Source organism: Pseudomonas sp. BIOMIG1BAC, from assembly GCF_001705995.2.
Classification (GTDB): Bacteria; Pseudomonadota; Gammaproteobacteria; order Pseudomonadales; family Pseudomonadaceae; genus Aquipseudomonas; species Aquipseudomonas sessilinigenes.
On sequence record NZ_CP049045.1, the window covers coordinates 5,891,810 to 5,918,655 of the forward strand.

General features: G+C 61.7%; 26 protein-coding genes. 15 read left to right on the forward strand and 11 right to left on the reverse strand.

Features of this window, described 5'->3' with window-relative positions; translation table 11 throughout:
• Window positions 1–8: 8 nt before the first annotated feature.
• Both ATY02_RS27170 and ATY02_RS27175 read right to left on the reverse strand, forming a co-directional pair.
• Window positions 9–1,382, reverse strand: a complete 1,374-nt coding sequence (locus tag ATY02_RS27170; RefSeq protein ID WP_068587516.1) for a sensor histidine kinase — start codon at window positions 1,380–1,382, stop codon at window positions 9–11.
• Window positions 1,369–2,091, reverse strand: coding sequence for a response regulator transcription factor (locus tag ATY02_RS27175; RefSeq protein ID WP_068587518.1), 723 nt, complete (start codon window positions 2,089–2,091; stop codon window positions 1,369–1,371). The genes ATY02_RS27170 and ATY02_RS27175 overlap by 14 nt, the downstream gene beginning before the upstream one ends.
• A gap of 213 nt (window positions 2,092–2,304) precedes the next feature.
• Here ATY02_RS27175 and ATY02_RS27180 point away from each other — a divergent pair, with 213 nt between their 5' ends.
• The 4 genes from ATY02_RS27180 to ATY02_RS27195 all read left to right on the forward strand — a co-directional run bounded on the left by ATY02_RS27180 (window position 2,305) and on the right by ATY02_RS27195 (window position 7,041).
• Entirely contained in the window at window positions 2,305–5,058 is a 2,754-nt protein-coding gene (locus ATY02_RS27180; RefSeq protein WP_068587520.1) for a response regulator, read from the forward strand.
• Between the two features lie 64 nt (window positions 5,059–5,122).
• Window positions 5,123–6,112: a 2-hydroxyacid dehydrogenase gene (locus ATY02_RS27185; protein WP_068587523.1), complete on the forward strand. Its 990-nt coding sequence runs from the start codon at window positions 5,123–5,125 to the stop codon at window positions 6,110–6,112.
• A gap of 90 nt (window positions 6,113–6,202) precedes the next feature.
• On the forward strand, window positions 6,203–6,640 hold the full coding sequence (locus ATY02_RS27190; RefSeq protein WP_068587525.1) for a hypothetical protein: 438 nt from the start codon (window positions 6,203–6,205) through the stop codon (window positions 6,638–6,640).
• Entirely contained in the window at window positions 6,637–7,041 is a 405-nt protein-coding gene (locus ATY02_RS27195) for an META domain-containing protein (protein WP_068587528.1), read from the forward strand. The genes ATY02_RS27190 and ATY02_RS27195 overlap by 4 nt, the downstream gene beginning before the upstream one ends.
• Before the next feature lie 31 nt (window positions 7,042–7,072).
• Here ATY02_RS27195 and ATY02_RS27200 read toward each other — a convergent pair whose 3' ends face one another.
• Window positions 7,073–7,534: a TlpA family protein disulfide reductase gene (locus ATY02_RS27200; protein WP_068587531.1), complete on the reverse strand. Its 462-nt coding sequence runs from the start codon at window positions 7,532–7,534 to the stop codon at window positions 7,073–7,075.
• 137 nt (window positions 7,535–7,671) lie between these two features.
• Here ATY02_RS27200 and arsC point away from each other — a divergent pair, with 137 nt between their 5' ends.
• From arsC to ATY02_RS27235, 7 genes are all read left to right on the forward strand, one after another.
• The gene (gene arsC / locus ATY02_RS27205) at window positions 7,672–8,025 is read left to right on the forward strand and encodes an arsenate reductase (glutaredoxin) (protein WP_068587533.1); all 354 of its coding nucleotides are present in this window, start codon (window positions 7,672–7,674) and stop codon (window positions 8,023–8,025) included.
• Complete coding sequence (gene wrbA / locus ATY02_RS27210; RefSeq protein WP_068587535.1) at window positions 8,022–8,636, forward strand: NAD(P)H:quinone oxidoreductase; 615 nt, start codon at window positions 8,022–8,024, stop codon at window positions 8,634–8,636. The genes arsC and wrbA overlap by 4 nt, the downstream gene beginning before the upstream one ends.
• Window positions 8,620–9,042 (forward strand): DUF2069 domain-containing protein, encoded by a 423-nt coding sequence (locus ATY02_RS27215; protein WP_068587537.1) that lies wholly within the window; start codon window positions 8,620–8,622, stop codon window positions 9,040–9,042. The genes wrbA and ATY02_RS27215 overlap by 17 nt, the downstream gene beginning before the upstream one ends.
• Before the next feature lie 117 nt (window positions 9,043–9,159).
• Window positions 9,160–9,831 carry a DNA-3-methyladenine glycosylase I gene (locus ATY02_RS27220; RefSeq protein ID WP_068587539.1) on the forward strand — a complete coding sequence of 224 codons (672 nt, stop codon included), beginning with the start codon at window positions 9,160–9,162 and terminating at the stop codon, window positions 9,829–9,831.
• 581 nt (window positions 9,832–10,412) lie between these two features.
• A complete protein-coding gene (locus tag ATY02_RS27225; protein ID WP_228022225.1) occupies window positions 10,413–10,934 on the forward strand; it encodes a histidine phosphatase family protein in 522 nt (173 codons plus the stop codon).
• A gap of 259 nt (window positions 10,935–11,193) precedes the next feature.
• Complete coding sequence (gene arnT / locus ATY02_RS27230; protein ID WP_083236071.1) at window positions 11,194–12,927, forward strand: lipid IV(A) 4-amino-4-deoxy-L-arabinosyltransferase; 1,734 nt, start codon at window positions 11,194–11,196, stop codon at window positions 12,925–12,927.
• A gap of 121 nt (window positions 12,928–13,048) precedes the next feature.
• Window positions 13,049–14,584, forward strand: coding sequence for an ArnT family glycosyltransferase (locus ATY02_RS27235; protein WP_068587544.1), 1,536 nt, complete (start codon window positions 13,049–13,051; stop codon window positions 14,582–14,584).
• Between the two features lie 48 nt (window positions 14,585–14,632).
• Here the strand turns inward: ATY02_RS27235 and ttcA are convergent, their stop codons facing one another.
• Window positions 14,633–15,457: a tRNA 2-thiocytidine(32) synthetase TtcA gene (ttcA, locus tag ATY02_RS27240; protein ID WP_068587546.1), complete on the reverse strand. Its 825-nt coding sequence runs from the start codon at window positions 15,455–15,457 to the stop codon at window positions 14,633–14,635.
• A 292-nt stretch (window positions 15,458–15,749) separates the two neighbouring features.
• Between ttcA and ATY02_RS27245 the strand changes: the two genes are divergently transcribed.
• Together ATY02_RS27245 and ATY02_RS27250 are read left to right on the forward strand one after the other, a co-directional pair.
• Window positions 15,750–16,352 (forward strand): Yip1 family protein, encoded by a 603-nt coding sequence (locus ATY02_RS27245; RefSeq protein ID WP_068587548.1) that lies wholly within the window; start codon window positions 15,750–15,752, stop codon window positions 16,350–16,352.
• A gap of 165 nt (window positions 16,353–16,517) precedes the next feature.
• The gene (locus ATY02_RS27250; protein ID WP_068587550.1) at window positions 16,518–17,012 is read left to right on the forward strand and encodes a SprT family zinc-dependent metalloprotease; all 495 of its coding nucleotides are present in this window, start codon (window positions 16,518–16,520) and stop codon (window positions 17,010–17,012) included.
• 14 nt (window positions 17,013–17,026) lie between these two features.
• Here the strand turns inward: ATY02_RS27250 and ATY02_RS27255 are convergent, their stop codons facing one another.
• Complete coding sequence (locus ATY02_RS27255; RefSeq protein ID WP_068587553.1) at window positions 17,027–18,208, reverse strand: CaiB/BaiF CoA transferase family protein; 1,182 nt, start codon at window positions 18,206–18,208, stop codon at window positions 17,027–17,029.
• A gap of 146 nt (window positions 18,209–18,354) precedes the next feature.
• The gene (locus tag ATY02_RS27260; protein ID WP_068587554.1) at window positions 18,355–19,686 is read right to left on the reverse strand and encodes a dicarboxylate/amino acid:cation symporter; all 1,332 of its coding nucleotides are present in this window, start codon (window positions 19,684–19,686) and stop codon (window positions 18,355–18,357) included.
• Window positions 19,687–20,021: 335 nt separating this feature from the next.
• Here ATY02_RS27260 and ATY02_RS27265 point away from each other — a divergent pair, with 335 nt between their 5' ends.
• Window positions 20,022–21,020 (forward strand): AraC family transcriptional regulator, encoded by a 999-nt coding sequence (locus ATY02_RS27265; protein ID WP_068587556.1) that lies wholly within the window; start codon window positions 20,022–20,024, stop codon window positions 21,018–21,020.
• A 9-nt stretch (window positions 21,021–21,029) separates the two neighbouring features.
• Here ATY02_RS27265 and ATY02_RS27270 read toward each other — a convergent pair whose 3' ends face one another.
• From ATY02_RS27270 to ATY02_RS27280, 3 genes are all read right to left on the reverse strand, one after another.
• Window positions 21,030–22,376 (reverse strand): ATP-binding protein, encoded by a 1,347-nt coding sequence (locus ATY02_RS27270; RefSeq protein ID WP_068587558.1) that lies wholly within the window; start codon window positions 22,374–22,376, stop codon window positions 21,030–21,032.
• Window positions 22,373–23,050 carry a response regulator gene (locus tag ATY02_RS27275; protein WP_068587581.1) on the reverse strand — a complete coding sequence of 226 codons (678 nt, stop codon included), beginning with the start codon at window positions 23,048–23,050 and terminating at the stop codon, window positions 22,373–22,375. The genes ATY02_RS27270 and ATY02_RS27275 overlap by 4 nt, the downstream gene beginning before the upstream one ends.
• A 124-nt stretch (window positions 23,051–23,174) precedes the next feature.
• A complete protein-coding gene (locus tag ATY02_RS27280) occupies window positions 23,175–23,345 on the reverse strand; it encodes a hypothetical protein (RefSeq protein ID WP_164823718.1) in 171 nt (56 codons plus the stop codon).
• Window positions 23,346–23,513: 168 nt separating this feature from the next.
• Here ATY02_RS27280 and ATY02_RS27285 point away from each other — a divergent pair, with 168 nt between their 5' ends.
• The gene (locus tag ATY02_RS27285) at window positions 23,514–24,239 is read left to right on the forward strand and encodes a 4'-phosphopantetheinyl transferase family protein (RefSeq protein WP_068587560.1); all 726 of its coding nucleotides are present in this window, start codon (window positions 23,514–23,516) and stop codon (window positions 24,237–24,239) included.
• 9 nt (window positions 24,240–24,248) lie between these two features.
• On the opposite strand, the gene ATY02_RS27290 is transcribed toward ATY02_RS27285, so the two are convergent.
• Together ATY02_RS27290 and ATY02_RS27295 are read right to left on the reverse strand one after the other, a co-directional pair.
• Entirely contained in the window at window positions 24,249–25,859 is a 1,611-nt protein-coding gene (locus tag ATY02_RS27290; protein WP_068587562.1) for an ATP-binding protein, read from the reverse strand.
• The gene (locus ATY02_RS27295) at window positions 25,856–26,578 is read right to left on the reverse strand and encodes a response regulator (RefSeq protein WP_068587564.1); all 723 of its coding nucleotides are present in this window, start codon (window positions 26,576–26,578) and stop codon (window positions 25,856–25,858) included. Before ATY02_RS27295 ends, ATY02_RS27290 begins: the two co-directional genes overlap by 4 nt.
• Window positions 26,579–26,846 lie beyond the last annotated feature (268 nt).

The following is a 26,846-nucleotide window of genomic DNA, read 5'->3' on the forward strand; positions in this document are numbered from 1 at the left end:
GGCTGGCGTCAGGCTGTAACCTGCGACGCTGCGGCTCTCAAGCGCAGGTGAATACGCAATCCTTGTCCATGGTTCTGCGCCCAGATCTGCCCGCCCTGGCGATGCACCGCATTGCGCGCAATGCTCAACCCCAGGCCGAAGCCGCCATCTCCTGGGCGCGAACCATCCAGGCGGGTGAACGCTGCGAAAATCCGCTCCAGGTCCTGCTCGGCCACCCCACTGCCCTGATCATCCAGCCACAGGTGCCAGTACTCCCCTTCGAGCCGCCCATCCAGCGTGACCTGGGCACCGGCAGGAGAGTGCCGGATGGCATTGCGCAGGACATTCTCCAAGGCCTGGGCCAGGGTATTGAGGTGCCCGCGCACCCAGCAATCGCCCACCAGCTCGCAGCGCAATTGCCGTGGTGACCAGCCACTTTCGAAGCAGGCATTTTCGCTGAGCATTTCCCACAGCGCCTGGACCTGGATCTGTTCCTCGGCCAGGGGTGCCCGCTCGGTATCCAGCCAGGCCAGTTGCAAACTGTCTTCCACCAGGCGCTGCATACCGTCGATCTCGCGCCCCAGGCGCTCGCGCAAGGCCGACAAGTCCTGTTCACCTTCACAGGCCACCCGCAACCGGCTCAAGGGGGTGCGCAGCTCATGGGACAGATCCCGCAACAGCTGCTGTTGCGTCGCGACGGTACTTTGCAAGCGCTCGGACATCTGGTCGAAAGCCCGCCCCAATTCCCCCAGCTCATCCTTGCGCAAGGTGGTTTCGCTGGAAAGCCGGACATTGAGCTGCTCCGCTCGCCAGGCATTGGCCTGTTCGCGCAGCTGGTTGAGCGGCACCACCAGCAGGCGGTACAGGCCGACACATAGCAGCAAGGTGAAGAAACCAGGGATCACGCCATTGGTCATGACCTGCCAGAACAGCCGATAACGGCCAGGCATGAAGCGCTGGGGCAGCTCGATCACCAGGCTGCCGGCAGAGGGGTCATCGGGAAAGGCGATCTTCAGCCAGGGCAAGTTCCGGGCATGCCGGCTCACCGGCCAGTCGGCGCCTCGCAGGAACGTCAGGCGCTGGATCTCCATCGGCTTCAAGGGATAACTGCTCAACGATTGCAGGTCGCTGCCGATGACCCCGACCCAGGTCTTCTCCCGGCCGGCCATTTGCTGGATCCAGACGTCGACGCCGGCTTGCTGGCCGCTCTTCCAGGCCTGCTCGGCCTCTCGGGCATAAGCCCCCAGGGTGGCCCGGGCCTCATCGGAAAGGTAGAGATTCCTTTGCTCGACATAGCGCCCCCAGGACCAGCTCAGCCAGATCATCAGCAGGCAAAAAGCGACCAGCAGCAATGCCAGCTTCCAGAATACCGAATGCCGGCCCGGTAGCTCAGGCCAGTTCATCGGCGGCACTCAATACGTAGCCCTTGCCCCATACAGTACGCAGCTCACGCTCGCCGTAGCCCAGGGCCTTGAGCTTGCGACGAATCTGGCTGACGTGCATGTCCAGGCTGCGATCATGGGCCGCGTACCCTCGTTGCAATACATGCTGGTAGAGGAAGGCCTTGCTCAAGACTTCATCGGCATTGCGATGCAGCGTCTCCAGCAAGCGATATTCACTGCGAGTCAGACCGGCCCATTGCTGGGCAAAGAACACATCGCACAGCTCATCATCGAAACGCAGGTTCTGGACACAACTGCTGGGGGCCAGCGGCATGGGTCGGCGATCCAGGGCCACTCGCCGCAGTATGGCTTCGATCCGCACCCGCAGCTCGGCCATGCTGAAGGGCTTGGGCAGATAGTCGTCGGCTCCCAGGCGAAAACCGCTGATGCGATCGGCCTCCGCTCCCAGGGCAGACATCAACAACACCGGGGTCGAGTGACTCTTGCGCAAATGGGTCAGCACCGTCAGCCCATCCATCCCCGGTAGCAGGATATCCATCAGCAACACATCGAAAGGCTGCTGGAGAGCAACGTCCAGCCCTTCCTGGCCGTTACGGCACCAAGTCACGGCAAAGCCGCAACGCTCCAGTTGCTCATGCACATAGGCACCGAGTATGGGGTCGTCTTCAATGGCCAGGATACGGGGCGGATCAACAGATACGGGAGTCATTGGCTTGTGCAAGTGATTCTCAGTTGAGCGATTATTCAAGATTGCCCGAATCACGGCAACCAATGCCTTGATTGCTCACGCCTCTGAATTCCTGCCAGCGTCGACGAAACAATTTGCCAAGATTGACCTTCGGCAAATCGTTACACTGCGCAAGCGGCACATCATGGACGTGCCCTTCGACCTATCAAAATCGCGTGGAAGCAGGAGAGTTGCGTGCTCAAGAAACTGGGAATCAAAGGCCGCGTACTATTGCTGACCTTGCTACCCACCAGCCTGATGGCCCTGGTGCTGGGCGGCTACTTCACCTGGATGCAGCTCTCTGACCTGCAGACTCAACTGTTGCAGCGCGGAGAAATGATCGCCGAGCAACTGGCCTCGCTGGTGGCACCGGCGATGGGCAATCGCAATACCCAGATGCTTGAGCGCATCGCCACCCAGGCCCTGGAACAAGAGGACGTGCGCGCGGTATCGCTGCTGGCCCCGGATCGCACGCTCATCGCCCATGCCGGGCCCAGCATGCTCAATCCAGCACCAGCGGGTAACAGCACGCACATGGTGCAACGCAGCGGCAACGACGCGACCCGCTACCAGATGCCAGTCTTCGGCCGTCATCGCAATCTTGCGGGCGATCTGATTCCCGATGAGTCCGACCGCCTCCTGGGCTGGGTAGAGCTGGAGCTGTCCCATAGCGGCATGTTGCTGCGTGGATATCGCAGCCTGTTCGCCAGCCTGCTGCTGATCGCTTCCGGCCTGGCCCTCACTGCCCTGCTGGCGGTGCGCATGGGACGGACCATCAACAACCCGCTGAGCCAGATCAAGCTAGCCGTGACGCAATTGAAAGACGGCAACCTGGAAACCCGCCTGCCACCCTTGGGCAGCCAGGAGCTGGATGACCTGGCCTCGGGCATCAATCGCATGGCCAGCACCCTGCAAAATGCCCAGGAAGAATTGCAGCACAGCATCGACCAGGCCACGGAAGACGTGCGCCAGAACCTGGAGACCATCGAGATCCAGAACATCGAGCTGGACCTGGCACGCAAGGAGGCCCTGGAAGCCAGCCGGATCAAATCCGAGTTCCTGGCCAACATGAGCCACGAAATCCGCACGCCGCTCAACGGCATCCTCGGCTTCACCCACCTGTTGCAGAAAAGCGAACTGACCCCGCGCCAGCTGGATTACCTGGGCACCATCGAGAAATCTGCCGACAGCCTGCTGGGTATCATCAACGAAATCCTCGACTTCTCGAAAATCGAGGCCGGCAAGCTGGTCCTCGACAACATCCCGTTCAACCTGCGGGACTTGCTGCAAGACACCCTGACCATCCTCGCTCCAGCGGCCCACGCCAAGCAGCTTGAGCTGGTCAGCCTGGTGTACCGCGACACGCCACTCTCGCTGGTGGGCGACCCGCTGCGCCTCAAGCAGATCCTCACCAACCTGGTCAGCAACGCGATCAAGTTCACCCGCGAAGGCACCATCGTCGCCCGGGCCATGCTCGAGGAAGAACACGAAGACAGCGTGCAACTGCGTATCAGCATCCAGGACACCGGCATCGGCTTGTCGAACCAGGATGTCCGCGCCCTGTTCCAGGCCTTCAGCCAGGCCGACAACTCGCTGTCGCGGCAACCCGGCGGTACCGGCCTCGGGCTGGTGATTTCCAAGCGCCTGATCGAACAGATGGGTGGCGAGATCGGCGTCGACAGCACGCCTGGGGAAGGTTCCGAGTTCTGGATCAGCCTGAGCCTGCCCAAGGCTCGCGACGACGCCGAGGACCTGCCTGCTCCGCCACTGCTGGGACGACGCGTGGCCGTCCTGGAAAACCACGAGCTGGCCCGCCAGGCCTTGCAGCACCAGCTGGAAGACTGCGGACTGGAAGTAACACCCTTCAATACCCTGGAAGCCCTGACCAACGGCATTACCGGCGTCCATCAGAGCGACCAGGCCATTGACCTGGCGGTGCTCGGCATCACCACCAACGACATGGCGCCCGAACGCCTGAGCCAGCACATCTGGGACCTGGAACACCTGGGCTGCAAGGTGCTTGTCCTGTGCCCGACCACCGAACAGTCGCTCTTCCAACTGTCAGTGCCCAATCCCCACAGCCAGTTGCAGGCCAAGCCTGCTTGTACTCGCAAGCTGCGCCGGGCGCTGTCCGACCTGGTCACGCCACGCCGACCTCGTACTGAGCCGGAAGAAAGTATCTCCAGCCGTGCCCCGCGCGTGCTGTGCGTAGATGACAACCCGGCCAACCTGCTGCTGATCCAGACCTTGCTCCAGGACATGGGTGCCAAGGTCCAGGCGGTGGACAACGGTTTTGCCGCCTTGAATGCCATCCAGCAGGAGCCGTTCGACCTGGTAATGATGGACGTACAGATGCCTGGCATGGACGGTCGGCAAAGCACCGAGGCCATCCGCCAATGGGAAAGCGAGCGCCACGGTACGCCGCTGCCCATCGTCGCCCTGACGGCACACGCCATGGCCAACGAAAAGCGCGCCCTGCTGCAAAGCGGCATGGATGACTACCTGACCAAGCCCATCAGCGAACGCCAGCTGGCCCAGGTAGTTCTCAAGTGGACCGGCTTGGCCTTGCGCAACCAGGGGACAGAGCGCCCCGGCGAACGCCAGGAACTGAGCCTGGAGCTGCAGGTGCTGGATCAGGAAGAAGGCCTGCGCCTGGCAGCAGGCAAAGCCGATCTGGCAGCCGACATGCTGGCCATGCTGCTGGCGTCCCTGGAGGCCGACCGCGAGGCGATCAATGCCGCACGAGCAGCCAATGACCACAGCGCCCTCATCGAACGGGTCCATCGGCTGCACGGCGCCACCCGATATTGCGGAGTACCGCAGTTGCGTGCCGCCTGCCAGCGCAGCGAAACCCTGCTCAAGCAGGAGGATGCCAAGGCCTTCGCTGCCCTGGACGAGCTGGACCATGCCATCGACCGCCTGAACAGCGAAGCACGAGTCAAGGCCTGATCCAGGGCAAGAACCGCCCGGCGTCCCGGCATCATCCTGGGCGCCTTCGAACAAGGATGCAGCCATGCGTACGATTCTTTTCAGCAGCCAGAACTATGATCGCGAGAGCTTTCTCGACGCCCCTCTGCCGGCCGGCATCGAACTGCAATTCCAGGCCGCCCGCCTGAGCCTGGATACTGCGCCCCTGGCCGAGCGCCATGAAGTGGTCTGTGCCTTTATCAACGACGACTTGAGCGCACCGGTGCTCGAACAACTGGCTGCCGGCGGCACACGGCTGATCGCCTTGCGCTCGGCGGGCTACAACCATGTCGATCTACCCGCAGCCAAACGCCTGGGCCTGGATGTGGTGCGGGTCCCGGCCTATTCGCCCCATGCCGTGGCCGAGCACGCCGTGGCCTTGATCCTGGCGCTTAACCGCCGTTTGCATCGGGCCTATAACCGGACGCGCGAAGGCGATTTCACACTGCACGGCCTCACCGGCTTCGACCTCGTGGGCAAGACCGTGGGAGTCGTCGGCACCGGGCAGATCGGCGCTACGTTCGCGCGCATCATGGCCGGCTTCGGCTGCCAGTTGCTGGCCTACGACCCCTACCCCAACCCTGCGGTACAAGCCCTGGGCGCGCGCTACATGGAACTGCCGGAACTGCTGGCCCAAGCACAGATCATCAGCCTGCACTGCCCGCTTACCGACGCCAGCCGCTACTTGATCAACCCGCAGAGCCTGGCGCAGATGCAGCCAGGGGCGATGCTGATCAATACCGGTCGCGGCGGCCTGGTGGATACCCCCGCCCTGATCGAGGCTCTCAAGAGCGGCCAATTGGGCTACCTGGGCCTGGATGTCTATGAAGAAGAGGCCCAACTGTTCTTCGAAGATCGCTCCGACCTGCCGTTGCAGGATGACGTCCTGGCCAGGCTGCTGACCTTTCCCAACGTGATTGTCACCGCGCACCAGGCATTTCTGACCCGCGAAGCCCTGGCGGCGATTGCCGACACCACCTTGCACAACATCGCCAGTTGGATCGCGGGGCAACCACAGAACCTGGTCCATGGCTGAAGCCGGCGCCGTGTCCTGATCGAAGGTCGCCAGCCCGCGACCTGAGACGCCAGGCCCCGTGCTAGCATACGCGGCAGATTTGGAGGACCCATGGTCGAACACGATTTCCGCTACACCCTGATGAGCCCGCAACACACCCTGATCGAATGCCGTGCCCTGGTACCGGGCCGCTATCAAGTCACCGGCAACGGTGGCTCGATCCGTGCCAACGACGTGCTGGTGGTCACCCTCAAAGGCAGCAAGGATTTGTCCATGCGCCTGACCGTGGACACCGTCCGCCACCTGATCAACCCGGTCGGCCAATGGGTCGCGGTGGCCAGCGGCCCGGTATTCGGTGAGTTGGCCATTCATCAATGGCAGGTCAATTGCGACAGTTGCGCCGTGCAACTGGACTTCGAGTTCGCAGTGGACGCCAAGCTTGGCGAGAAGGCCCGCAAGAGCGCCGCCAGCGCTCGGATTGCCGAACTTGGCTGGAGCAGTGAAGGCGAGCGCCACCTGTGCCCGAAATGCCGGCAGAGCGGCCAATGAAACGCCTGGCGCTGGCCGTGGCATTCGGCGCCGGCCTGCTGGGTTGCGCCGCCGAACCGCTGAAGTTGCAGCAGGATCGCAGCTATATCCTGGAATGGATCGGTGAACGCCCGCTCATCGACTACAGCCACCTGACCATCACCCTCGGCGAGGATGGCCGGGCCTATGGCAATGGCGGCTGCAACCACTGGTTCGCACCCTATACCCTGGATGGCGAAAAACTCACCTTCGGCAAGATCGGCAGCACCCGCAAGCTCTGCGCTCCGGCGTTGATGGAGCAGGAGCGACGCTTTCTCCAGGCCTTGCAGACCGTCGAACGCTGGGATATCTCGCCCATCGAGCAAGTGCGCTTCTGGCCTGCCGAAGGCAAGCCGCTACGCTGGTGGCTGGAAGAAGGCTGACAGTAAGCCTGTGATAACACAGGCTTGCCCATCAATGGCCGCGCAAGGCCTGTAGCTTCGCCAGCACTCCCGCCGCGGTCTGCTCGCCCAGCAACTGCTCACGCACCTTGCCCTTATCATCGATGATGTAGGTCACCGGCAGCGCTTCGCTGCGCGGCAGGTCGAAGACCTGCGCCGGGTCCTGGGCCAGCACGGTGAACTTGATCCCCAGCTTCTCACTGGCGCTCTTGAGCTCCTCGCCCTGCACGTTATCGAAGTTGACCCCCAGCACGGTCGCCTGCCCCTTGAGCTGCTCGTTCAAGGCATTCAATTCGGGAACCTCGGTGCGGCATGGCCCACACCACTCCGCCCAGTAGTTGAGCACCAGCCACTGCTTGTCCAGGCGTTCGGCAGCGACTTTCTGGCCATGCTGGTCGACCCCGTAATCGTTGCCACAACCACTTAGCAGCAGGGTTGTGATGATCGCCAATACTGCAGCCAGTTGCCTTGTCATGCCTGTTTCCTGTCGTTGAACGTGTCTAAAAGATGATCACCTGACGATAATCGCTGCGACCTATCGACTCTCGAGGTTCAGGAGAGCCGGTCGCACGGGTAGAATAGCCGCCACCTTACGCAAGATGCGACCCACACATGACCGACCTGACGCTTTATCACAACCCACGCTGCTCGAAATCCCGCGCGGCACTGGAGCTGCTGGAACAACGCGGCCTGGCTCCGACCGTGGTCCGCTACCTGGAAACCCCTTTGGATGCCACTCGCCTGCACGCTCTGCTGGGCAAGCTCGGCCTCAGCGCACGCCAGTTGCTGCGCACCGGTGAGGACGAGTACAAGAGCCTGGGCCTGGCTGATACCAGCCTCAGCGAAGAACAGCTGATCGCTGCCATCGCCCAGCATCCGAAACTCATGGAGCGACCGGTCCTGGAGACCAGCGACAAGGCCATCATTGGTCGTCCCCCAGAAAATGTACTGGAGATCCTGCCTTGAGCACCCCGTACATCCTGGTCCTGTACTACAGCCGCAACGGCTCCACCAGCGAGATGGCCCGGCAGATCGCCCGGGGTATCGAGCAGGCAGGCATGGAAGCGCGCCTGCGGACTGTCCCGGCCATTTCCGCCGAATGCGAAGCCGTGGCACCCGCGATTCCCGACAGCGGAGCGCTCTATGCCAGCCTCGACGACCTGAAGCACTGTTCGGGCCTGGTCATGGGCAGCCCTACCCGTTTCGGCAACATGGCCGCGCCACTCAAGTACTTCCTCGACGGCACCAGCAACCTGTGGCTGACCGGAGCCCTGGTGGGCAAGCCGGCAGGCGTGTTCACCTCCACAGCCAGCCTGCACGGCGGCCAGGAGGCCACCCTGCTGTCGATGATGCTGCCACTGCTGCACCACGGCATGCTGATCACCGGCCTGCCATACAGCGAATCGGCCCTGCTGGAGACTCGTGGCGGCGGTACTCCCTATGGCGCCAGTCATCATGCCGGTGCCGACGGTAAGAGCCCTCTGGACGAACATGAGATCGCGCTGTGCCGGGCCCTGGGCCTGCGCGTGGCAAAAACCGCGCAAAAGCTGGGGAACGACCGTGGCCAAGAAGCCTAAGATCCTGCCCGAAGTACAGTGGCTGGAACCCCGGGTGCGGATTGCCCGCATCCTTAGCCTGGTGTGTTTCTTTGGCCTGGTGGGCCTGCTCGGCATCTACTACCTGCTGGTAGCCGACCTGCACGGGGCCCGCCCCTGGGTAATCCTGCTGATCGAGCTGATCCCCCTGCTGCTGATGGCTCCTGGCATGCTCAGCGGCAGTGCCCGCGGCCATTCGTGGATGTGCTTCGTGGTCAACCTGTACTTCATCAAGGGGGCCCTGGCCGCCTACGACCCCAACCGCCAGATGTTCGGCCTGCTGGAAATGTTCGCCAGCCTTGCAGTGTTCACCTCATCACTGCTCTACGTACGCTGGCGCTTCCAGCTCAACCGCAGGCTTGCTGGCGAAGGTGCCAACCCGGCCTGATCCGGCCTCCAGGCAGCCCCGGAATCTTGCACACCCGGGGTGCCTGTAACCGCACCCTGCCACCCACCTTGCAGGGCAACCCGCTGAACGACACTTGCGAACCGACCCGGAGCAGGCATGCACGACTACAAATGGCTCAACGAATACTGTCTCAACCGCTTCGGCTCCGTAGCGGCCCTTGAGGAGCGGCTACCGACTCCCGCCAGCGACGACGCCCTACGCGCCTTGAGTGCCGACCGCTATTTGTCGACCCTCGCCTTGCGAGTGTTTCGCGCCGGACTGAAACACAGCCTGGTGGACGCCAAATGGCCGGCCTTCGAGCAGGTTTTCTTCGGCTTCGACCCTCACAAGGTGGTGCTGATGGGGGCCGAGCACCTTGAGCGCCTGATGCAGGACACACGGATCATTCGTCACCTGGGCAAGCTCAAGAGCGTGCCCCGCAACGCCCAGATGATCCTCGATGTGGAACAGCAGCACGCAAGCTTCGGTCAGTTCATCGCCGACTGGCCGGTACAGGACATCACCGGGCTGTGGCAGTACCTGGCCAAGCATGGCAATCAGCTGGGCGGACTATCGGCTCCACGCTTCCTGCGCATGGTGGGCAAGGACACGTTCATTCCCACCTGGGACGTGGTGGCCGCCCTCAATGCCCAGAACATCATCGACAAGGTCCCCAGCAGCAAACGCGACCAGGCCCTGGTACAAGATGTGTTCAATCAATGGCAACAGGAAAGCGGCCGTCCGCTCTGCCAGTTGTCGGCAATGCTGGCCTACACGGTCAATCACTGAATACTGCCCCCCTGGCGCTTCCATGATTCCTTGCCCGCAACGGGCAGGGAACTTCCCTGTTCATCCCGCGCAATCATTCAAGCTGACAATAAGCTGAACTAAATGCGGGGATTTCTCACCCACTGTTTCCGATCAGATACAGTTCACCCGGCAATTACCACAACGATTAAGACCACCAGTCAACAGTGGTGCGTGCCCGGCGAAAAAGCATTGATCCAGTCAAAACCTGAACGACGGCTGTCAGACTCTTAACTAGTCTCTATCGCTCATTCGTTTTTTTCACATTGCTTTCACTCTTCGCCTACTTGCCCGGTCCTAAATTGGCCATCCATTGCAAGGCGGGCCCGACACCGGTCTTTTTCAGAACACCAGCTCCAACCCGAATGACAAGTCCTTATCCAAAAACAGTTCAGGTAAGCGAAGTGATCAACACTGTTAAACCCGGTACTCCTCCCCAGCGTCCGTCGCTAAGCCGATCCCGCAGGATCATCGCCTGGGCGAGTGCGATAACCCTCGCTGCCCTCGTCAGCGGTTTCGTCCTGTGGCCCGGAACGCCTCTGGACCTGGGTGTTGGCAACCAAATGGAAAGCGCTGGCGTCTACCGCCACTGGAAAAGCGGCGAGGTAATCGCCCTGGTACGCCATGCCGAACGGTGCGACCGCTCCGCCAATCCCTGCCTGGGCCCCGCCGACGGCATCACCCAGCTTGGCAGCACCACCTCCAGCGGGCTGGGCCGGGCGTTTCGCTCACTCGGCCTGGAAACCACCGATATCGTCAGCAGCCCGGCCACTCGCACCCGACAGACAGCAGACATGATGTTCAACCAAGCAGTGCCGACCCAGGATTGGCTACTCAACTGCGGTGCGGATTTCGGCGATGTGATCAAGGCGCACAAGAACGCCAGGCGTAACTTGGTATTGATCACCCACAGTGATTGCATCAGCGACCTGGAAAGCCAGTTGGGTTTCGAACATGCCCTGCATAGTAAGTACAACAGTTCGCTGTTCGTTACCCAAAACAGTGACGGTACGCTGCATATACTGGGGACCATCAGTGCCGAAGACTGGCAGCAGGCCATCGAACACTCACCGACCAACTTGTAACGCTTTTTTACAACATCTCAACAGTTTTTTCCCAGCAAATAGACACACTCGTTAGTTACCTAATTGATTTTATCCATTCTTGTACTAAGCAGAACAGCGAGCAACAGAACTTACAACGGGATCACATCACCAGAGCGGTGCGATGGCCTCGAACTTTTGCGGCTTGAGAAACTACAGATTCAACATCAATAGCAGGTCTACCAGTAGCACTTGCTGCAAGTAACACCCAGGCTATCTGCCGACGACTTCGAGGACACAAATGCACCGCACGTCACCACCCCAAGCTTATGGATCAAGCACCACGTCATCTGGCTATACCGTGGGCGGGAGTACATACGGCATCCTCCAACGCTGGGCACTGCCTTTGTTGCTGCTCGCCTTCGGCCTGTTCTACTTGTTGCCACTGACCGCCCACGGCCTGTGGATCCCCGATGAAACCCGCTATGCACAAATCAGCCAGGAAATGCTCCTGCGCGGCGACTGGGTCTCCCCTCATTTCATGGGCATCCGTTATTTCGAAAAGCCTATTGCCGGCTATTGGATGATCGCGATCGGCCAGGCGGTATTCGGTGACAACCTGTTCGGGGTACGGATCGCTTCAGCTGTAAGCACGGGCTTGAGCGTGATCCTGGCCTTCCTCATCACCCGCCGAATGTGGAACGACCCACGCAAGAGCTTTGCCGCCGCCTTGCTGTACATGAGCTTTGGCCTGATTGCCGGGCAAGCCGGCTACTCCAACCTCGATCCGCAATTCACCTTATGGGTCAACCTGAGCCTGGTCGCACTGTGGTTTGCCCTGGATGCTCGGAGTACTCGCCCACGCTTGCTGGCCTGGGCCCTGCTGGGCGCCGCCTGCGCAATGGGCTTCATGACCAAGGGCTTCCTGGCCTGGCTACTACCGGTACTGATCGCCTTGCCCTACATGTTGTGGCAGCGCCGTCTCGGTGAGCTGCTGCGCTATGGCCTGGTCGCAGTAGCGGTCGCCATCCTCATCAGCCTGCCCTGGGTATTGAGCATCCATGCCCATGAACCGGACTTCTGGCGCTTCTTCTTCTGGCATGAACACATCCGCCGCTTTGCTGCCGAGAATGCCCAGCACACCCGTCCCTGGTGGTTCTACCTGCCTTTGCTGGCCGCCTCCAGCCTGCCTTGGGCCGCCCTGCTGCCTGGCACGATGATCCAGGCCTGGAAGGACAAGCGCCAGGCTGCAAGCGGTTTCCTGCTGCTGTGGATGTTGCTGCCACTGGTATTTTTCAGCCTCAGCCGTGGCAAGCTGCCGACCTACATCATGCCGTGCCTGTTGCCCCTGGCCATTCTCATGGCGCATGCGCTAATCGAGCGAATCGGCGCTGGCAAGACCCGAGAGGTTCGTCTCAATAGCCTGCTCAACCTGCTGATTGGCGTGGGAGCGCTGATCACGCTGGTCGTACTGCAGATCACTCGCCCCGTATACGAACACGATGAAATGCTCAGCCTGTCCCTAGTGTTCATCATGCTCATGGGCTGGATCATCGCCAACCTGCTGCCCGCCTCCAGGCCCTTGCAGTACTGGGCCGCACCAGCCCTGGGGATCTGGCTGCTGGTGGCGCTGCTACCCGCAGGCATGCCCGCCGTGATCGTCCATAACAAGATGCCCGACCAGTTCATCAAGGAACACCTGGAGGAACTCAAGCAGACCACGACATTGCTGAGCAACGATCTGGGGGCGGCCTCCGCCCTGGCCTGGCGTCTGCGGCGCCCGGACGTGACGCTATACAACACTGAAGGCGAATTGAAATATGGCCTGACATATTCTGATTCGGAACAACGCAAGGTCAGCATGGCCAACATCGGCCAATGGATGAACGAAGCACGCAAGCAGGGGACGGTCGGCGTAGTCATGCGAGTCAAGGATGTCTTGGAAAACCAGGAGATCGCCCTGCTTCCCACAGGTGGCAAGCGCTATACGCAAGGCAACATGGTCATCATGATCCTGCCATCGGCCCAGCCTTGATTGCCGCTGCCTGATACCTCACGACGTCAGCGTCGGCTTCGGTCGGTGCTGGCGTTTTTTCAAGCCGCCCTGACGGCGATGCAATACCGCTCCTCCCGGCCTCCTCCACGGAACTGTATCCATGAAGATCTGCAACAGTGAGCGCAAGGCCCTGGTCCTGCTGCTCGGCGTGTCTGCCCTGATCCTGCTCCTTGGCCTCGGCTCGCGCGAGCTATGGGGCCCTGAAACCCGTTGGGCCAACATCGTCCTGCAGATGTTGCAGAGCGGTGATTACTTCGACCCCTACCTCAAAGGCAGCCCCTATTACGACAAGCCCTTGCCCTCCTACTGGCTGATTGTCGCCAGCACCTGGCTGACGGGCGGACTGGGACATTGGTCGCTGCGCCTGTCCTCGGTACTCGCCGCCTGGCTGAGCATCTGGCTGGTGTACCTGCTGGGCGAGCAGCTGTTTCGCAAAGGCACCGGCCTGATCGCCGGCTGGATGCTGGCTACAACCTTCTATTTCGCCTTCTGGGCCCGGGTGGCAACCGCCGACATTCTCACGGTGTGCGGGGTGTTGGCCGCGGTATGGTGGTACTGGCGCGGCCCCGAGGACACCCGGCTAGGGCGCTACACCGTGTTCTTCCTGTTACTGGCGGCCACCTCCCTGTTCAAGGGCCTGATCGGTTTTGTCCTGCCGGGGCTGGTCCTGCTGCCCCACCTGCTCGACCAAGGGCGCTGGAAACGCCATCTCAACCTGCGCCTATGCCTGGCCCTGCTGATCGCAGGGCTGCTCTACATGACGCCATTCATGCTTTCGCACCTGTACGGCACCCCAAACTCGGGAGAAAGCGGCCTGAGCCTGGTATTTCGCGAAAACGTGGTGCGTTTCTTCGATCCGTTCGACCATGTCGGCCCGATCTACACCTACCTGATCTACCTGCCGCTCTACACCTTGCCCTGGGCTCCCTGCTGGGTTCTCGCGCTATGGGTGGCGGCCAGGCACTGGCGCCAATTGCAACCGAATGAACGCTGGTTGGTGTGGGCCCTGGGCCTGCTGTTCCTGTTCTTTACCGCCAGTGGCAGCCGGCGCAGCTACTATGTCCTGCCGCTTGTACCCTTTGCCCAGCTCCTGGCCGCCTGGTGGTTGAGCCGACGCCTGGAACAAGGACGCGCCAGCGGCAAGGATCGACGCCGTGGCTGGACCCTGGGCTTTGCCAGCGCGGCCATGGTCATGCTGCTGGTGCTGGGCATCGCCTATCCCTGGAGCAACGGGGGCGGCGGGGTGATCCAGTTCGCGGCGCAGGTGAGGAGCGAAGCGAGTCGCATCGCCCCCTGGAACCAGTGGCGAATGGTGATGGTGGAGGTCGATAACAAGCTGCCGATGTACCTGCAGAACCAGGGGACGCCGTTCTACTATGTGGCGCAAACCCAGGACTTCCCGAAGACCGGCAGCAGTGCCGACTTCATGGCCTGGCTGGACAAGACCAGCGGCCAGCATTGGGATCCCCAACGTACGCTGATCTTCGTGGCACAGAGCAAGAAAGGGCCGCAGTTGCTCGATTACCTGGGCCAGGATCACCAGCTGGTCCCGACCCTTCCCACCAATGGCGAACGACTGGCCAAGAAGCCGGCGCAAGGCAACATGGCCTTCATCCCCCGCCAGCCAGGGGCATGAACGAAAGCGCCGTGCCTGCTCTCCTGGAGGCACGGCACAACGCTGGCCTTAGAGGTTCACCAGGTTGACGAAGCGCGGCGTGGCCGTGTCATCGATACGCAGGCTGGTGAAGTCGAACAGGTTGCGGTCCGCCAGTTGCGACGGGATGACGTTCTGCAAGCCACGGAAGATGTTCTCGGTACGTCCCGGGCTCTTGCGCTCCCACTCCTGAAGCATTTCCTTGACCACCTGACGCTGCAGGTTCTCCTGGGAGCCGCAGAGGTTGCAGGGAATGATCGGGAATTGCTTGAGATCGGAATAGGCCTGGATGTCCTTCTCGTTGCAGTAGGCCAGCGGGCGGATCACCACGTTGCGCCCGTCGTCGGCCAGCAGCTTGGGCGGCATGGCCTTGAGCGAGCCGTTGTAGAACATATTGAGGAAGAACGTCTCGACGATGTCGTCACGGTGGTGCCCGAGGGCCATCTTGGTGGCGCCGATCTCGTCGGCGAAGGTGTACAAGGTGCCACGGCGCAAGCGCGAGCACAGCGAGCAGGTGGTCTTGCCTTCGGGCACCAGCTCCTTGACCACCGAGTAAGTGTCTTTCTCGACGATGTGGTACTCGATCCCCAGTTCCTTGAGGTAGGCCGGCAGTACGTGCTCAGGGAAGCCCGGCTGCTTCTGGTCCATGTTCACCGCGACGATCTCGAACTTGATCGGCGCCACCTTCTGCAGGTGCATCAGCACATCGAGCATGGTGTAGCTGTCCTTGCCGCCGGACAGGCAGACCATGACCTTGTCGCCCTCTTCGATCATGTTGAAATCGGCGACCGCTTCGCCCGCCAGTCGGCGAAGGCGTTTCTGCAGTTTGTTCTGGTTGACCGTAAGAGTGCCCATGGCGCTTGGAATCCGCGAGGTGTGTGACGAAAAGCCGAGCATTTTACGCAAAAACACCAGCCCCATGAAAGCGCCCCCGAGCAGCGGCCACTACCGCCCAGGCAACAGAGGCACTGGCAATTAGCCCAGGCGTTTACAGCGCAATTTGCTCTAAAGCTGCACACACTTGATGAAAACTCCTCCCTATACTGCGACATAAGGTCGCACACACATACAGACCTGTACCGACTGTGCCACTTGGCTGTAAGCGCTCCGTTGGGGGGCAATGGCAACGATAAAGGAGTGACTGACCATGATTCATCATGTCGTAGGACTCTTCACCCACCCCGATCAGGAATGGCGAGACATCCGTGGCGATGCCGAGGAAAGCATCAGCCACATGTACCTCACCCACACGCTGATTCTGGCGGCGATCCCTGCGGTCTCGGCCTTTATCGGCACCACCCAGGTCGGTTGGGTCATCGGCAGCCGCGCGCCGGTGATGTTGACCGCTGAAAGCGCCCTGTGGATGACCATCATGTCGTACCTGGCCATGCTGGGCGGCGTGGCCGTGATGGGGGCCTTCATCCACTGGATGGCCCGTACCTATGACGCCAACCCGAGCCTGGCACGCTGCGTGGCGTTCGCCACCTACACCGCGACACCGCTATTCGTCGGCGGCCTGGCGGCGCTGTACCCGCACATGTGGCTGGGGATGATCGTCGGGACGGCAGCCATCTGCTACACGGTGTACCTGCTCTACGTCGGCTTGCCGACCTTCATGAACATCCCATCGGACGAGGGATTCCTGTTTTCCAGCTCGGTGCTCGCGGTGGGACTGGTGGTACTGGTGGCGATCATGGCATTCACCGTGATTGTCTGGGGCCTGGGCGTCGGCCCCGTCTACACCAACTGACGCCGCACCAATAATAATCCTCTGTCTGCCAGCACAGGCCGCCGCAAGGCGGCCTGCCTATTTCAGGGTTCTGCGCAGCGATGGCTCGATGACCATTCGGCGCCTGGGCGATTCGGATTCCACGCTCTTTGCGGCATACTCAGCCGCTCTGGAGAACCGCCAAGCATGCCCGAGCAACTCAATACCCGCGTCGAAGACTGTTTCCTACTCGCTGAATCCTTTTTCAAACGTTCCTTCAAACGCCCGGTGGTCAGCCTCAAGTTACGCGGCCAGAAAGCCGGAGTCGCTCATTTGCACGAGAACCTGCTGCGCTTCAATCCACAGCTGTATCGGGAAAACGCCGAAGACTTCCTCAAGCAGACCGTGGCCCACGAGGTGGCACACCTGATTGCCCATCAACTGTTCGGCGACCGCATCCAGCCCCATGGCGAGGAGTGGCAACTGATCATGCGCGGGGTGTACGAGCTGCCACCCAATCGCTGCCATACCTACGAGGTGCAGCGGCGCAGCGTGACCCGCTATATCTACCGCTGCCCCTGTGCCCAGAGCGATTTCCCGTTCTCCGCCCAGCGCCACAAACTCGTGGCCCAGGGCCGCCGCTACCTGTGCCGGCGTTGCCGGCAGATCCTGGTCTACAGCGGTGAAACCCGGATCGAGTGAGCGCACGCCTGCACCTAGGCGATGACCCGATTACGCCGTAGCGCTTCGATCCGCTCAGCCTCATAGCCCAACTCGGTCAGGACCTCGGTCGAGTGAGCTCCCAACCTGGCCCCTATATGCCGCGGCTCGGGCAAGCCTGCGGAAAACTTCAGCGGACAAGCCATCTGCGCCTGCACGGTGCCGTCTTCCCGAGGCACCTGGCTGACCAACTGGCGAGCCTGCAACTGCGGGTGCACCACGGCCTCGGCCAGGCTCAGCACGGGCTCGACACAGGCATCGACGCCCGAGAACAACTGGCAAAGCTCGGCGAAGTCATGCTTCTCGAACTCGATCTGCAGGGCCTGCTTGAGGGCCTGCTGCTGTTCCGGCACGGGCGACAGGCCCTGGGCCGCCAACTCCGGGCGCCCCAGTGCCTGACACAACTGCTGCATGAATACCGGCTCCAGGCTGCCTACCGAAAACCAGCGCCCGTCGCGGGTACGGTAATAGTCATAGAAACTGCCGCCGTTGAGCACCTGCTGCTCCATCCCGGGTTCTACCCCACAAGCCAGGTAGCCAGCACCGGACATGGCGTTCAGGCTGAACGCACAATCGGTCATGCTCACATCCAGATGCTGGCCCTGGCCGCTGTGCTGGCGGGCGACCACCGCTGCCAACAAACCGATCACCCCATGCAGGGAGCCACCGGCGATATCCGCCGCCTGGATCCCCAGGGGCAGTGGCCCCTGGTCCCTACGTCCGGTCTGGCTGGCCAGGCCGGCCAGGGCCAGGTAGTTGATGTCGTGTCCGGCGCGGTCCTTGTATGGCCCGGTCTGACCGTAACCGGTGATGGACACATAGATCAGCCGTGGATTGATCGCCTTCAGGGCCTCGTAGCCCAGGCCCAGGCGCTCCATCACCCCCGGGCGGAACTGTTCGAGGACGATGTCGTAGTCCTGCACCAGTTGCCGCACCACCTCCAGGGCCTCGGGCTGCTTCAGGTCCAGGGCGAGGCTGCGCTTGTTGCGATTGAGATAGGCGTGACTGGCCGATACGCCCTGGTCATGAGGCGGCAGGACCCGCAGCAAGTCCATGCGGCTCAAGGACTCGATGCGCAGTACATCGGCGCCCATGTCTGCCAGCAGCAGCGAAGCGAACGGCCCCGGTAGCAGGGTGGAGAAATCCAGTACCTTGAGTGACGCCAACGGCCCTTGCATGTGCCTCTCCTCTTGATTGACTGACCTCAGAGTAGGCAGGCTCCCAGCTCCCAACAATCACCGCAACGGTCAGTTGCAATGACCGTTGCGCTCAAGGCCCAGGCAATAAAAAACCCGCCGCAGCGGGTTTTTCATGCTCATCGAGCTTACTTGATGCTCGGCGCAGGGCCTTCGGCCACGCCCAGGTCATCGGTTTCGCGGGTGTCGGTAATGGCCCGGCCACCGGAAGCCAGCTCGGCCTGCAGCTTGTCTTCGTCCAGCTCCTTGACCCACTTGGCGACTACCACGGTGGCCACGGCATTGCCCACCAGGTTGGTCAGGGCACGGGCTTCGGACATGAAGCGGTCGATCCCCAGGATCAGCGCCAGGCCGGCAACCGGCAGGTGGCCCACGGCCGACAGGGTGGCCGCCAGGACGATGAAGCCACTGCCCGTCACACCGGCAGCGCCCTTGGAGGACAGCAGCAACACCAGCAGCAAGGTGATCTGGTGAGTGATGTCCATGTGGGTGTCAGTGGCCTGGGCGATGAACACCGCAGCCATGGTCAGGTAGATCGAGGTACCGTCCAGGTTGAACGAGTAACCGGTAGGGATCACCAGGCCGACCACCGACTTCTTGGCGCCCAGGCGTTCCATCTTGATCAGCATGCGTGGCAGCGCCGACTCCGAGGAGGAGGTGCCCAGTACGATCAGCAGTTCCTCACGGATGTAGCGGATCAGCTTGACCACGCTGAAACCATGGGCGCGGCAGATGGCGCCCAGGACCACCAGCACGAACAGTACGCAGGTGATGTAGAAGCAGAGCATCAGCTGGCCCAATTGCACCAGCGAACCCACGCCGTAGGCACCGATGGTGAAGGCCATGGCGCCCAGCGCACCCAGGGGAGCCAGCTTCATGATCATGTTGATGATGTTGAACATCACGTGGGCGAAGCGGTCGATGAAGTCCAGGATCGGCTTGCCGTAGGCGCCCAGGCGATGCAGGGCGAAACCGAAGATCACCGAGAACATCAGCACTTGCAGGATATCGCCGTTGGCGAAGGCACCGACGATGGTCGCCGGAATCACATTGAGGATGAAGGCGACCACGCTCTGCTCGTTACCGGCAGTCACGTAGGCAGCGACTTTCGAGGCATCCAGGGTTGCAGCGTCGATATGCATGCCGGCACCCGGCTGCACGACGTTGACCACCACCAGGCCGATCAGCAAGGCGATAGTGGAGACGATCTCGAAGTACAGCAGCGCATAGCCACCGGTCTTGCCCACCGATTTCATGTTCTGCATACCGGCGATACCGCTGACCACGGTGCAGAAAATGATCGGTGCGATGACCATCTTGATCAGTTTGATGAAGCCATCGCCCAGGGGCTTGAGGGCCACGCCGGTCTGGGGATAGAAGTGACCGAGCAGGATGCCGATGGCGATGGCAACGATCACCTGGAAATACAGGGATTTGTACAGTGGCTGACGAGTCGTCATTGCAAAGTTCCTCAAGAGCCCCGGCATGCTGCTTCCATCACGGCATGCGGTGCCTAAAGTGCGAACCCTCCTGCGCTGGAGGGATTTGTTGTGTCGAGCTGCGCACAGGCAGATCTGCAGGCTCTATCGCAAGGCTCGTGCCACCTTGCCAAAAAACCAATGAGGTCTTTTAAAACAAGGGGTTAGAGCCAAACTTTGCATCCAGTGAGCTACGGCTGAGCTGGCGGATTTCCGCCCACCCACCGATTCTCGTCCTACAATTTGGCGGATATCCGCCTTGTTCCCTCGTCGAAGCGCTCGCTAAGATCCACCATTCAACGGACGGACCAGCCCGCATGCGCGAACGCACTATCGCCAGCCACTTTGCCCGCGCCGCCCTCGGCGGGGCACACCGCCGCGGCTACGACTATCTACCGCTGCTGCAACAGCTGGGGATCAGCCCCGAACTGCTGAGCCAGCCCAAGGCCCGGATCGCTCCCGAGCAATTCGCCCAATTGCTGCAACGACTGTGGTTGGAGCTGGAGGACGAATACCTCGGATTCGCTGATGGCCCCAGCAAACCTGGGACCTTTGCCATGATGTGCCATGCGCTGATCCACTGCCGTACCTTGGAGAAGGCACTCAATCGCGGATTATTATTTTATAGCTTATTCCCACAGGCCCCGCGCTTGAGCCTGACCCGTGAAGGCGACATGGCCAGGTTGAGCCTGGACGACTCCGGGCTATGGGACCCGGAACACTTTCTCAGCGAATGCCTGCTGGTGATCTGGCATCGCTTGGGCAGTTGGCTGATCGGCCAGCGGGTCCGCCTGGAACAGGCCGGTTTCAGCTATCCACGCCCCGAGCACGGCGCGGAATACGACCTGCTATTCCCTTGCCCGCTGCAATTCGACCAGCCGTGCAGCAGCCTGCTGTTCCACAGCCGCTACCTGGACATGCCGCTGTTGCAGGATGAACGCACCCTCAAGCACTTTCTCGAACGCTCTCCTGCCGACCTGCTATCACGACCCGATGAGGGCGACAGCCTCAGCAGCCAACTGCGCCGCCTGCTGGCCCGCGACCGCGAACACTGGCCCGACCTGGAAAGCGTCGCCCAACACATGCATGTCAGCCCCCAGACCCTGCGTCGGCATTTGCGCGAAGAAGGCTTGAGCTTCCAGGAATTGAAGGACGAGCTGCGGCGCGACATCGCCATCTACCACCTGGGGCGTGCCGACCTGTCCTTGCAGCAGATTGCCGAGCAACTGGGGTTTTCCGAACCTTCGGCCTTCCACCGGGCCTTCAAGAAGTGGACCGGCCTGACTCCAGGTGCCTATCGCGCCCGGAGCCAGTGACCCGATCGGCTACAGCTCGGGGAAATGGATGCGAAAGGCTGCGCCACCCAAGGCTGAGTCGCCCAGGGCCAGGCGCGCGCCGTAGCTCTCGATAATGTCCTTGACCACCGCCAGGCCGATGCCCTGCCCCGGATGCTGGCGGTCCAGGCGCTCGCCACGCTGGAGTATCCGTGCCCGTTGATCCGCCGGCACCCCTGGCCCATCGTCCTCCACGCACAGCTCGGAACCGTCCAGGCTCTCGCGCACACTGACGCGCACCGACCCCAGGCACAAGCGGTAGGCGTTCTCCAGCAGGTTGCCCAGAAGCTCCAGCAAGGCGCCGTGCTCGATCGGCAGATAGCAGCGCTCAGGCAGGTCGAACGAGACTTTCACCCGCTTGTCGCGATAGACCTTGTCCAGGGTATCGCACAGGCTTTGCAGGACCGGACGCAAGCGAACCTGGTGGCGTACCAGGCCACTCTTGCGCAGACTGGCACGTTGCAACTGATAGCTGATCTGCTGGCTCATGCGCTCGATCTGCCCTTGCAGGACCCAGGCCTGCTCACGATCCTGGGGGCGCAGCGCCATGTCCTCGCTGACCCCTTGCAAGACCGCCAGCGGGGTTTTCAAGCTATGGGCCAGGTCGTCCAGGGAGTCGCGGTAGCGCCTGCGCTGCTCACGCTCGCTCTGCAGCAGGCGGTTCAACGAACCGGTCAGGCGCAAGAGCTCTCGTGGATGTTCTTCGCTCAGGCTCTGGCGGGTGCCGCTCTCGATCTGGTCCAGCTCCTGGCTCAAGCGCCGCAGGGCCTGCAGGCCCCAGGTCAGGCCCAGCCAGAGCAATGCCAGCAGCACCAGCAGCGCCGCGCCAAACCCCAGGTAGAGGTTCTCCCGCACCCCTTCCAGGGTCTGCTGATACTCGCGCACCGGTTGCAAGGCAACGATGCTGAAGGCAGCGCTCTTGCCCCCCAACAACTTGATCTCGACGTCGTAGACGAAGAACTCCTGCCCATTGGCCTCGCGAATCCTGGCGAATTCATTGCCACGTCCGTCATAGCGCGGTCGGTAGTTGATGTTCTCTTCCTGGGTCGCCCGTGAACGCCACACCAGGTGCCCCTCACGGTCGTAGATGTAGCCCAGCAGCCGGCTGTCGGCGAGGTTGAAGCGCTCATCAGGCAGCTGCGCCGGCATTTGCAGGCGGTTGTCCTGGATGCGTGCCGCCGAGATCAGGGTCGTGACATCGGACGCCAGGCGCTGCTCGATGGAGTCCTGCAACGCCAGGCTGAAGGCCCCCTGCATCGCCGGCAGCAACGCCAGCATGAACAGTACCGCCAGGATGGTAGCGGCCAGCATCAACCGCAGCCGTAGCGATCGAATCATCGGCAACGCTCGTTGAACAAGTAGCCCAGACCACGCACCGTATCGATCGGCTTGAAGCCTGACGGGGCCTCCAGCTTGCGTCGCAACCGCCCTACCAGCACCTCGATGACGTTCGGATCACGCTCGTCATCATCCGGGTACAACTGTTCCATCAGCCGATCCTTGGCCACCACCTGCTGATGATGGCGCATCAGGTATTCGAGAATCCGGTACTCGTAGGCGGTCAACGCCAAAGGTTGCTCATCAAGGGAAGCCTGCTTGCGATTCAGGTCCAGCAGCAAGGGCCCGGCAATGATGGTGGCCTGGGTGAATCCGCTGGAACGGCGCAGCAACGCATTGAGCCGGGCTTCCAACTCCTCGAACTGGAAAGGCTTGACCACATAGTCATCGGCACCGCTGGCCAGGCCTTCGACCTTGTCCTGCCAATTGCCCCGAGCCGTGAGGATCAGGATCGGAAAGCTCTTGCCACGGGCACGCAGTTGCCGGATCAGGTCCAGCCCGCCCATGCCCGGAAGGCCCAGGTCGATCACCGCCAGGTCGTGATTGAACTGTTCGCTCTGATACAGCGCCTCCTCGGCATTCGCCACGGACTCGACGACATGCCCGCTGTCGGTCAGGCGGGTTTGCAAGTGATGGCGCAACAGCGCCTCATCCTCGACGACCAGCAATTTCATAATGCTCTCCCAGGCAGTATTCGACATCTGCAGGGGCGCTCCTGCGCCCCGATGATTAACGCACCAACGCCGGGCCATACCCACAAGGGGATGGCCCGGCGCGGTTCAAGGACCCGTTCGCTGATCAGAATGCGCGATTGGCCGACAGATAGGCCCGAACGCTGCCAGCCACTGACAGGAACACAGCGTGACCGTCAGGCAGGTCATTAGCGAGGAGGTTGCCACGAGCGACCTGGACAGTGGCGCAGGTACTGAAAACAGTAAAGACCAGGGTCGGTTTTTTCAACGAGCTCATTAAAGGGTTTCCTATGCACGACTCGGCATCTTGATTATCAGGCTAGAGTAAACGGCCTGCCCTGAACTCCTACTGAACATTTCCTTAACCCCTCCTGAATACCGCTTGGCAGGCCTTCGAGCCTTGCATGGCTATCCTGCGAGTTTGCAACGCGGCACACTAGCGACCATGACTGAACTTCCTCCTCTTCCCGCCTGCTGTACCTCACTGGACGCCTCCTGGCCCTTGCCGACTCCTTTGCCCGATACCCTCTGGCTGAGCACCCGGTTCGATCCCGGCCAACTGCTGGCGGGCGATTTCCAGCGCAGCGGCATCCAAGCACCGCCGAGCATCCAGCGCTCGGTGGCCAAGCGCCAAGCTGAATTCCTCGCCGGACGCCTATGCGCTCGGGCAGCCTTGTGGCAGCTCCAGCAGTTGGACTGGACTCCCGCTATCGGTGCCGATCGGGCACCGGTATGGCCGCCCCATATCAGCGGATCGATCACCCATAGCACCGGACGCGCCGCCGCCATCGTCGCCGACAAGCGCCATTGGCGGGCACTGGGAATGGACCTGGAAACCCTGCTCAGCGCCGAGCGTGCCAGCAAGCTGGCGGAACAGATCCTGACTCCCGCCGAGCTGCAGCGACGTGAACAACTGCCGGATGAACTGCAGGCCCTGGCCGTGACCTTGACGTTCTCGATCAAGGAAAGCCTGTACAAGACGCTTTATCCGCTGGTGCAAAAGAACTTCTATTTCGAACATGCCGAAGTACTGGACTGGAGCCCTGATGGCCAGGTACGCATGCGCCTGCTGACGGACCTGTCCGAGGAATGGCATCACGGCCGCGAGCTGGAGGGGCAATTTACCGTCGAGGACGAGCAATTGCTCAGCCTGATCGCCATCAAGGCCTGACCCCTTCCATTAACGGGGCTCCTGCTGGCGCGGCCAGGCCAGGCTGAAGCAGGCCCCCCCCAGGCTCTTGCTCCGGCCGATCAGGGCCCGGCCACCATGCCAATAGATGATGCGCCGCACGATCGACAGCCCCAGCCCATGACCGCCAGAGGCTCGGGTCCGACTGTCATCCAGGCGCAGGAAGGGCGTGAAGATCTTTTCCCAGGCACTTTCCGGTACCCCCGGACCGTCATCCTCCACATCTATACGGCAACGCAATTGCCCAACCTGATAGCTGACGGTCACCTGGGATTCGGCATGGCGCATGGCGTTGCCAACCAGGTTCTGCAACGCCCGATGCAGGTAGCGTGGTTCGGCTTCGACCCAGGTACCGTCACAATCGGCAGCAGACAGGCACAGGCCACACTGGACCTTGAGATTGGCGCGCAACGGCGCCAACTCGCTGATCACCTGGTTGATCAGTGCATGCAGGTCGATGCGCTGGAAATTCAAGGCGGGCGAGCCTTGCTCCAGTCGAGCGTAGGTAAGCATCTCGTCCACCAGGCGGTCGAGGTCCTGGATGTCGTTATCCATGCCATCCAGGTATTTCTGCCGCGCTTTGTCGTTACCTGCCGAGGCGATCATCTCCAGGCCGAAGCGCAGGCGCGCCACCGGGGTCCGCAACTCATGGGAAACCGCCCGGACCAGCTCGCGCTGGATCGCCAGCAATCGCTGCAAGTGCTCAGCCATGCCGTTGAATGCCGCCGCCAGGCGTCCCACCGAGTCAGCGCCCCTGGCCGGTACCCGGACCTCCAGGCTGCCTTTGGCGATCCGCGTAGCCGCCGCCTCCAGGCCATTGACTCGACGCTCCAGCTGGCGCACCAATAAATAGACGATCAGCCCAATCAAGCTAAGCCCCAGCACGGCAATCGATACCAGCCACTGCACCGGATAGGGGTTCATCTGGTACAGCGGGCCGATTTCCAGCACCCAGGGAGTGCCCGCCAGCCCGGCGAACACCCGGATCGAATCCCCTCCCTTGCCCAGCGCCATCACCGTATCGCCTTCAGCCACCCGGCGGCGCTGGTCGTCATCCATATCGGCGACATCCAGGGCAGACAAGTGCATATCGAAACCAAAGCCCTTGGCTTGCTTCAGGGCCGCCAGGCGCTCGGGCTGCTCTGCCACCGGATAACGCACCAGTTCATCGGCCAGCAGGTAGATGGTCGCCCGGGCCAGTTGCTCGCTGATCTGCTGCACCTCGGCACTGAGCAGCAACTGCTCCTTCTCGCTGACCAGTCGATAGACCCGGGCAGCGAACGGCCCCGTCTGCTCGACCAGCGCCTGGCCGCGCAGCACTCGACCACGCTGGCTACCATCCAGATCAGTCTGGCTGAAAGTCTTCAGGCTCAGAGGGATGCCCAGCAACCGTTCCCACACGGCCAGCGCCCGCCGCCGCTCGATCTCGCTCATGGGTTGCAGGTTGTCGGCCATCAGCGAAAAGGTGCCATGCGCCAGTCGCTCGCGGTACTGCTCGCTGCGCACCTGATTGAGCAGGTGCAAGGCCAGCACGCCGAGCAATGCCACCAGAATCAGTGCGGCGCACATACCGCCATAGATGCGCAGGAAGATCGAGTTCACAGGGGCATGTCGGCAGCGGCCTCGGGAACGAACAGGTACCCCTTGCTGCGGATGGTCTTGATCAACCGCGGATGCTCCGGGTCATCACCGATCTTCGGCCGGATGCGCGAGATCCGCACATCGATGGAGCGGTCCTGGCCGTCATAACCGATACCACGCAAGGCCGTGAAGATCTCTTCGCGGGACAGGATCCGCCCGGCGTTGGCCACCAGCAACCACAAAAGATCGAACTCGGCGCTGGTCAACTCGATGCCGGTGTCGCAGAGCCAGGCTTCGCGCAAGGCGTTATCCACCACCAGCGGACCGAATTGCAGGCGGCGAGTCTTCTCGGCCTGCGCTTCCGGAGCCTCGCTACGGCGCAGCAGCGCCTGGATCCGGGCCAATAACAGCCGCGGTCGCACCGGCTTGCACACATAGTCATCGGCCCCCTGGTCCAGTCCCATGATCTGGTCCATATCGTCGGTGCGCGCGGTGAGCATCAGGATCGGTCCGTCATAACGGTCACGCACCTTGCGACAGATGCTCAGCCCGTCCTCGCCAGGAAGCATCAGGTCCAGAATCACCAGGTCCGGTTGCTCGGCGATGATCCTCGCGGCAGCCAGGGCACCATCGCCCTCGATCGCCACTTGTAGTGCGTTGCTCTCCAGATACTCCCGGGTCAACTCAGCCAGACGCTGGTCATCCTCGACAATCAATATCCGCCAGGCTTCCTGCTCCACGCTCGACCTCTTCTTTGTCTTGTTGTCAGCATTCTGCACCCATCACTGCGTACATCTTTCTGTCATGAAAAAAGCCGATAACCGGCCCGAGGGAAGACACGCTTGGGGCAGTGGATCGCGACGGATTGTAGCAACCGGCGAAGCCTCTTATACAAGCGGTGAAAACGACTCGGTCAGGGAGATTTTTTGTGATAGGGTTCGCGCCCGCAAAAATCCGCCCCAGGCAATTTTCGCCCGCAAAAAACAGTGACAAACGGTTCCATGCAGT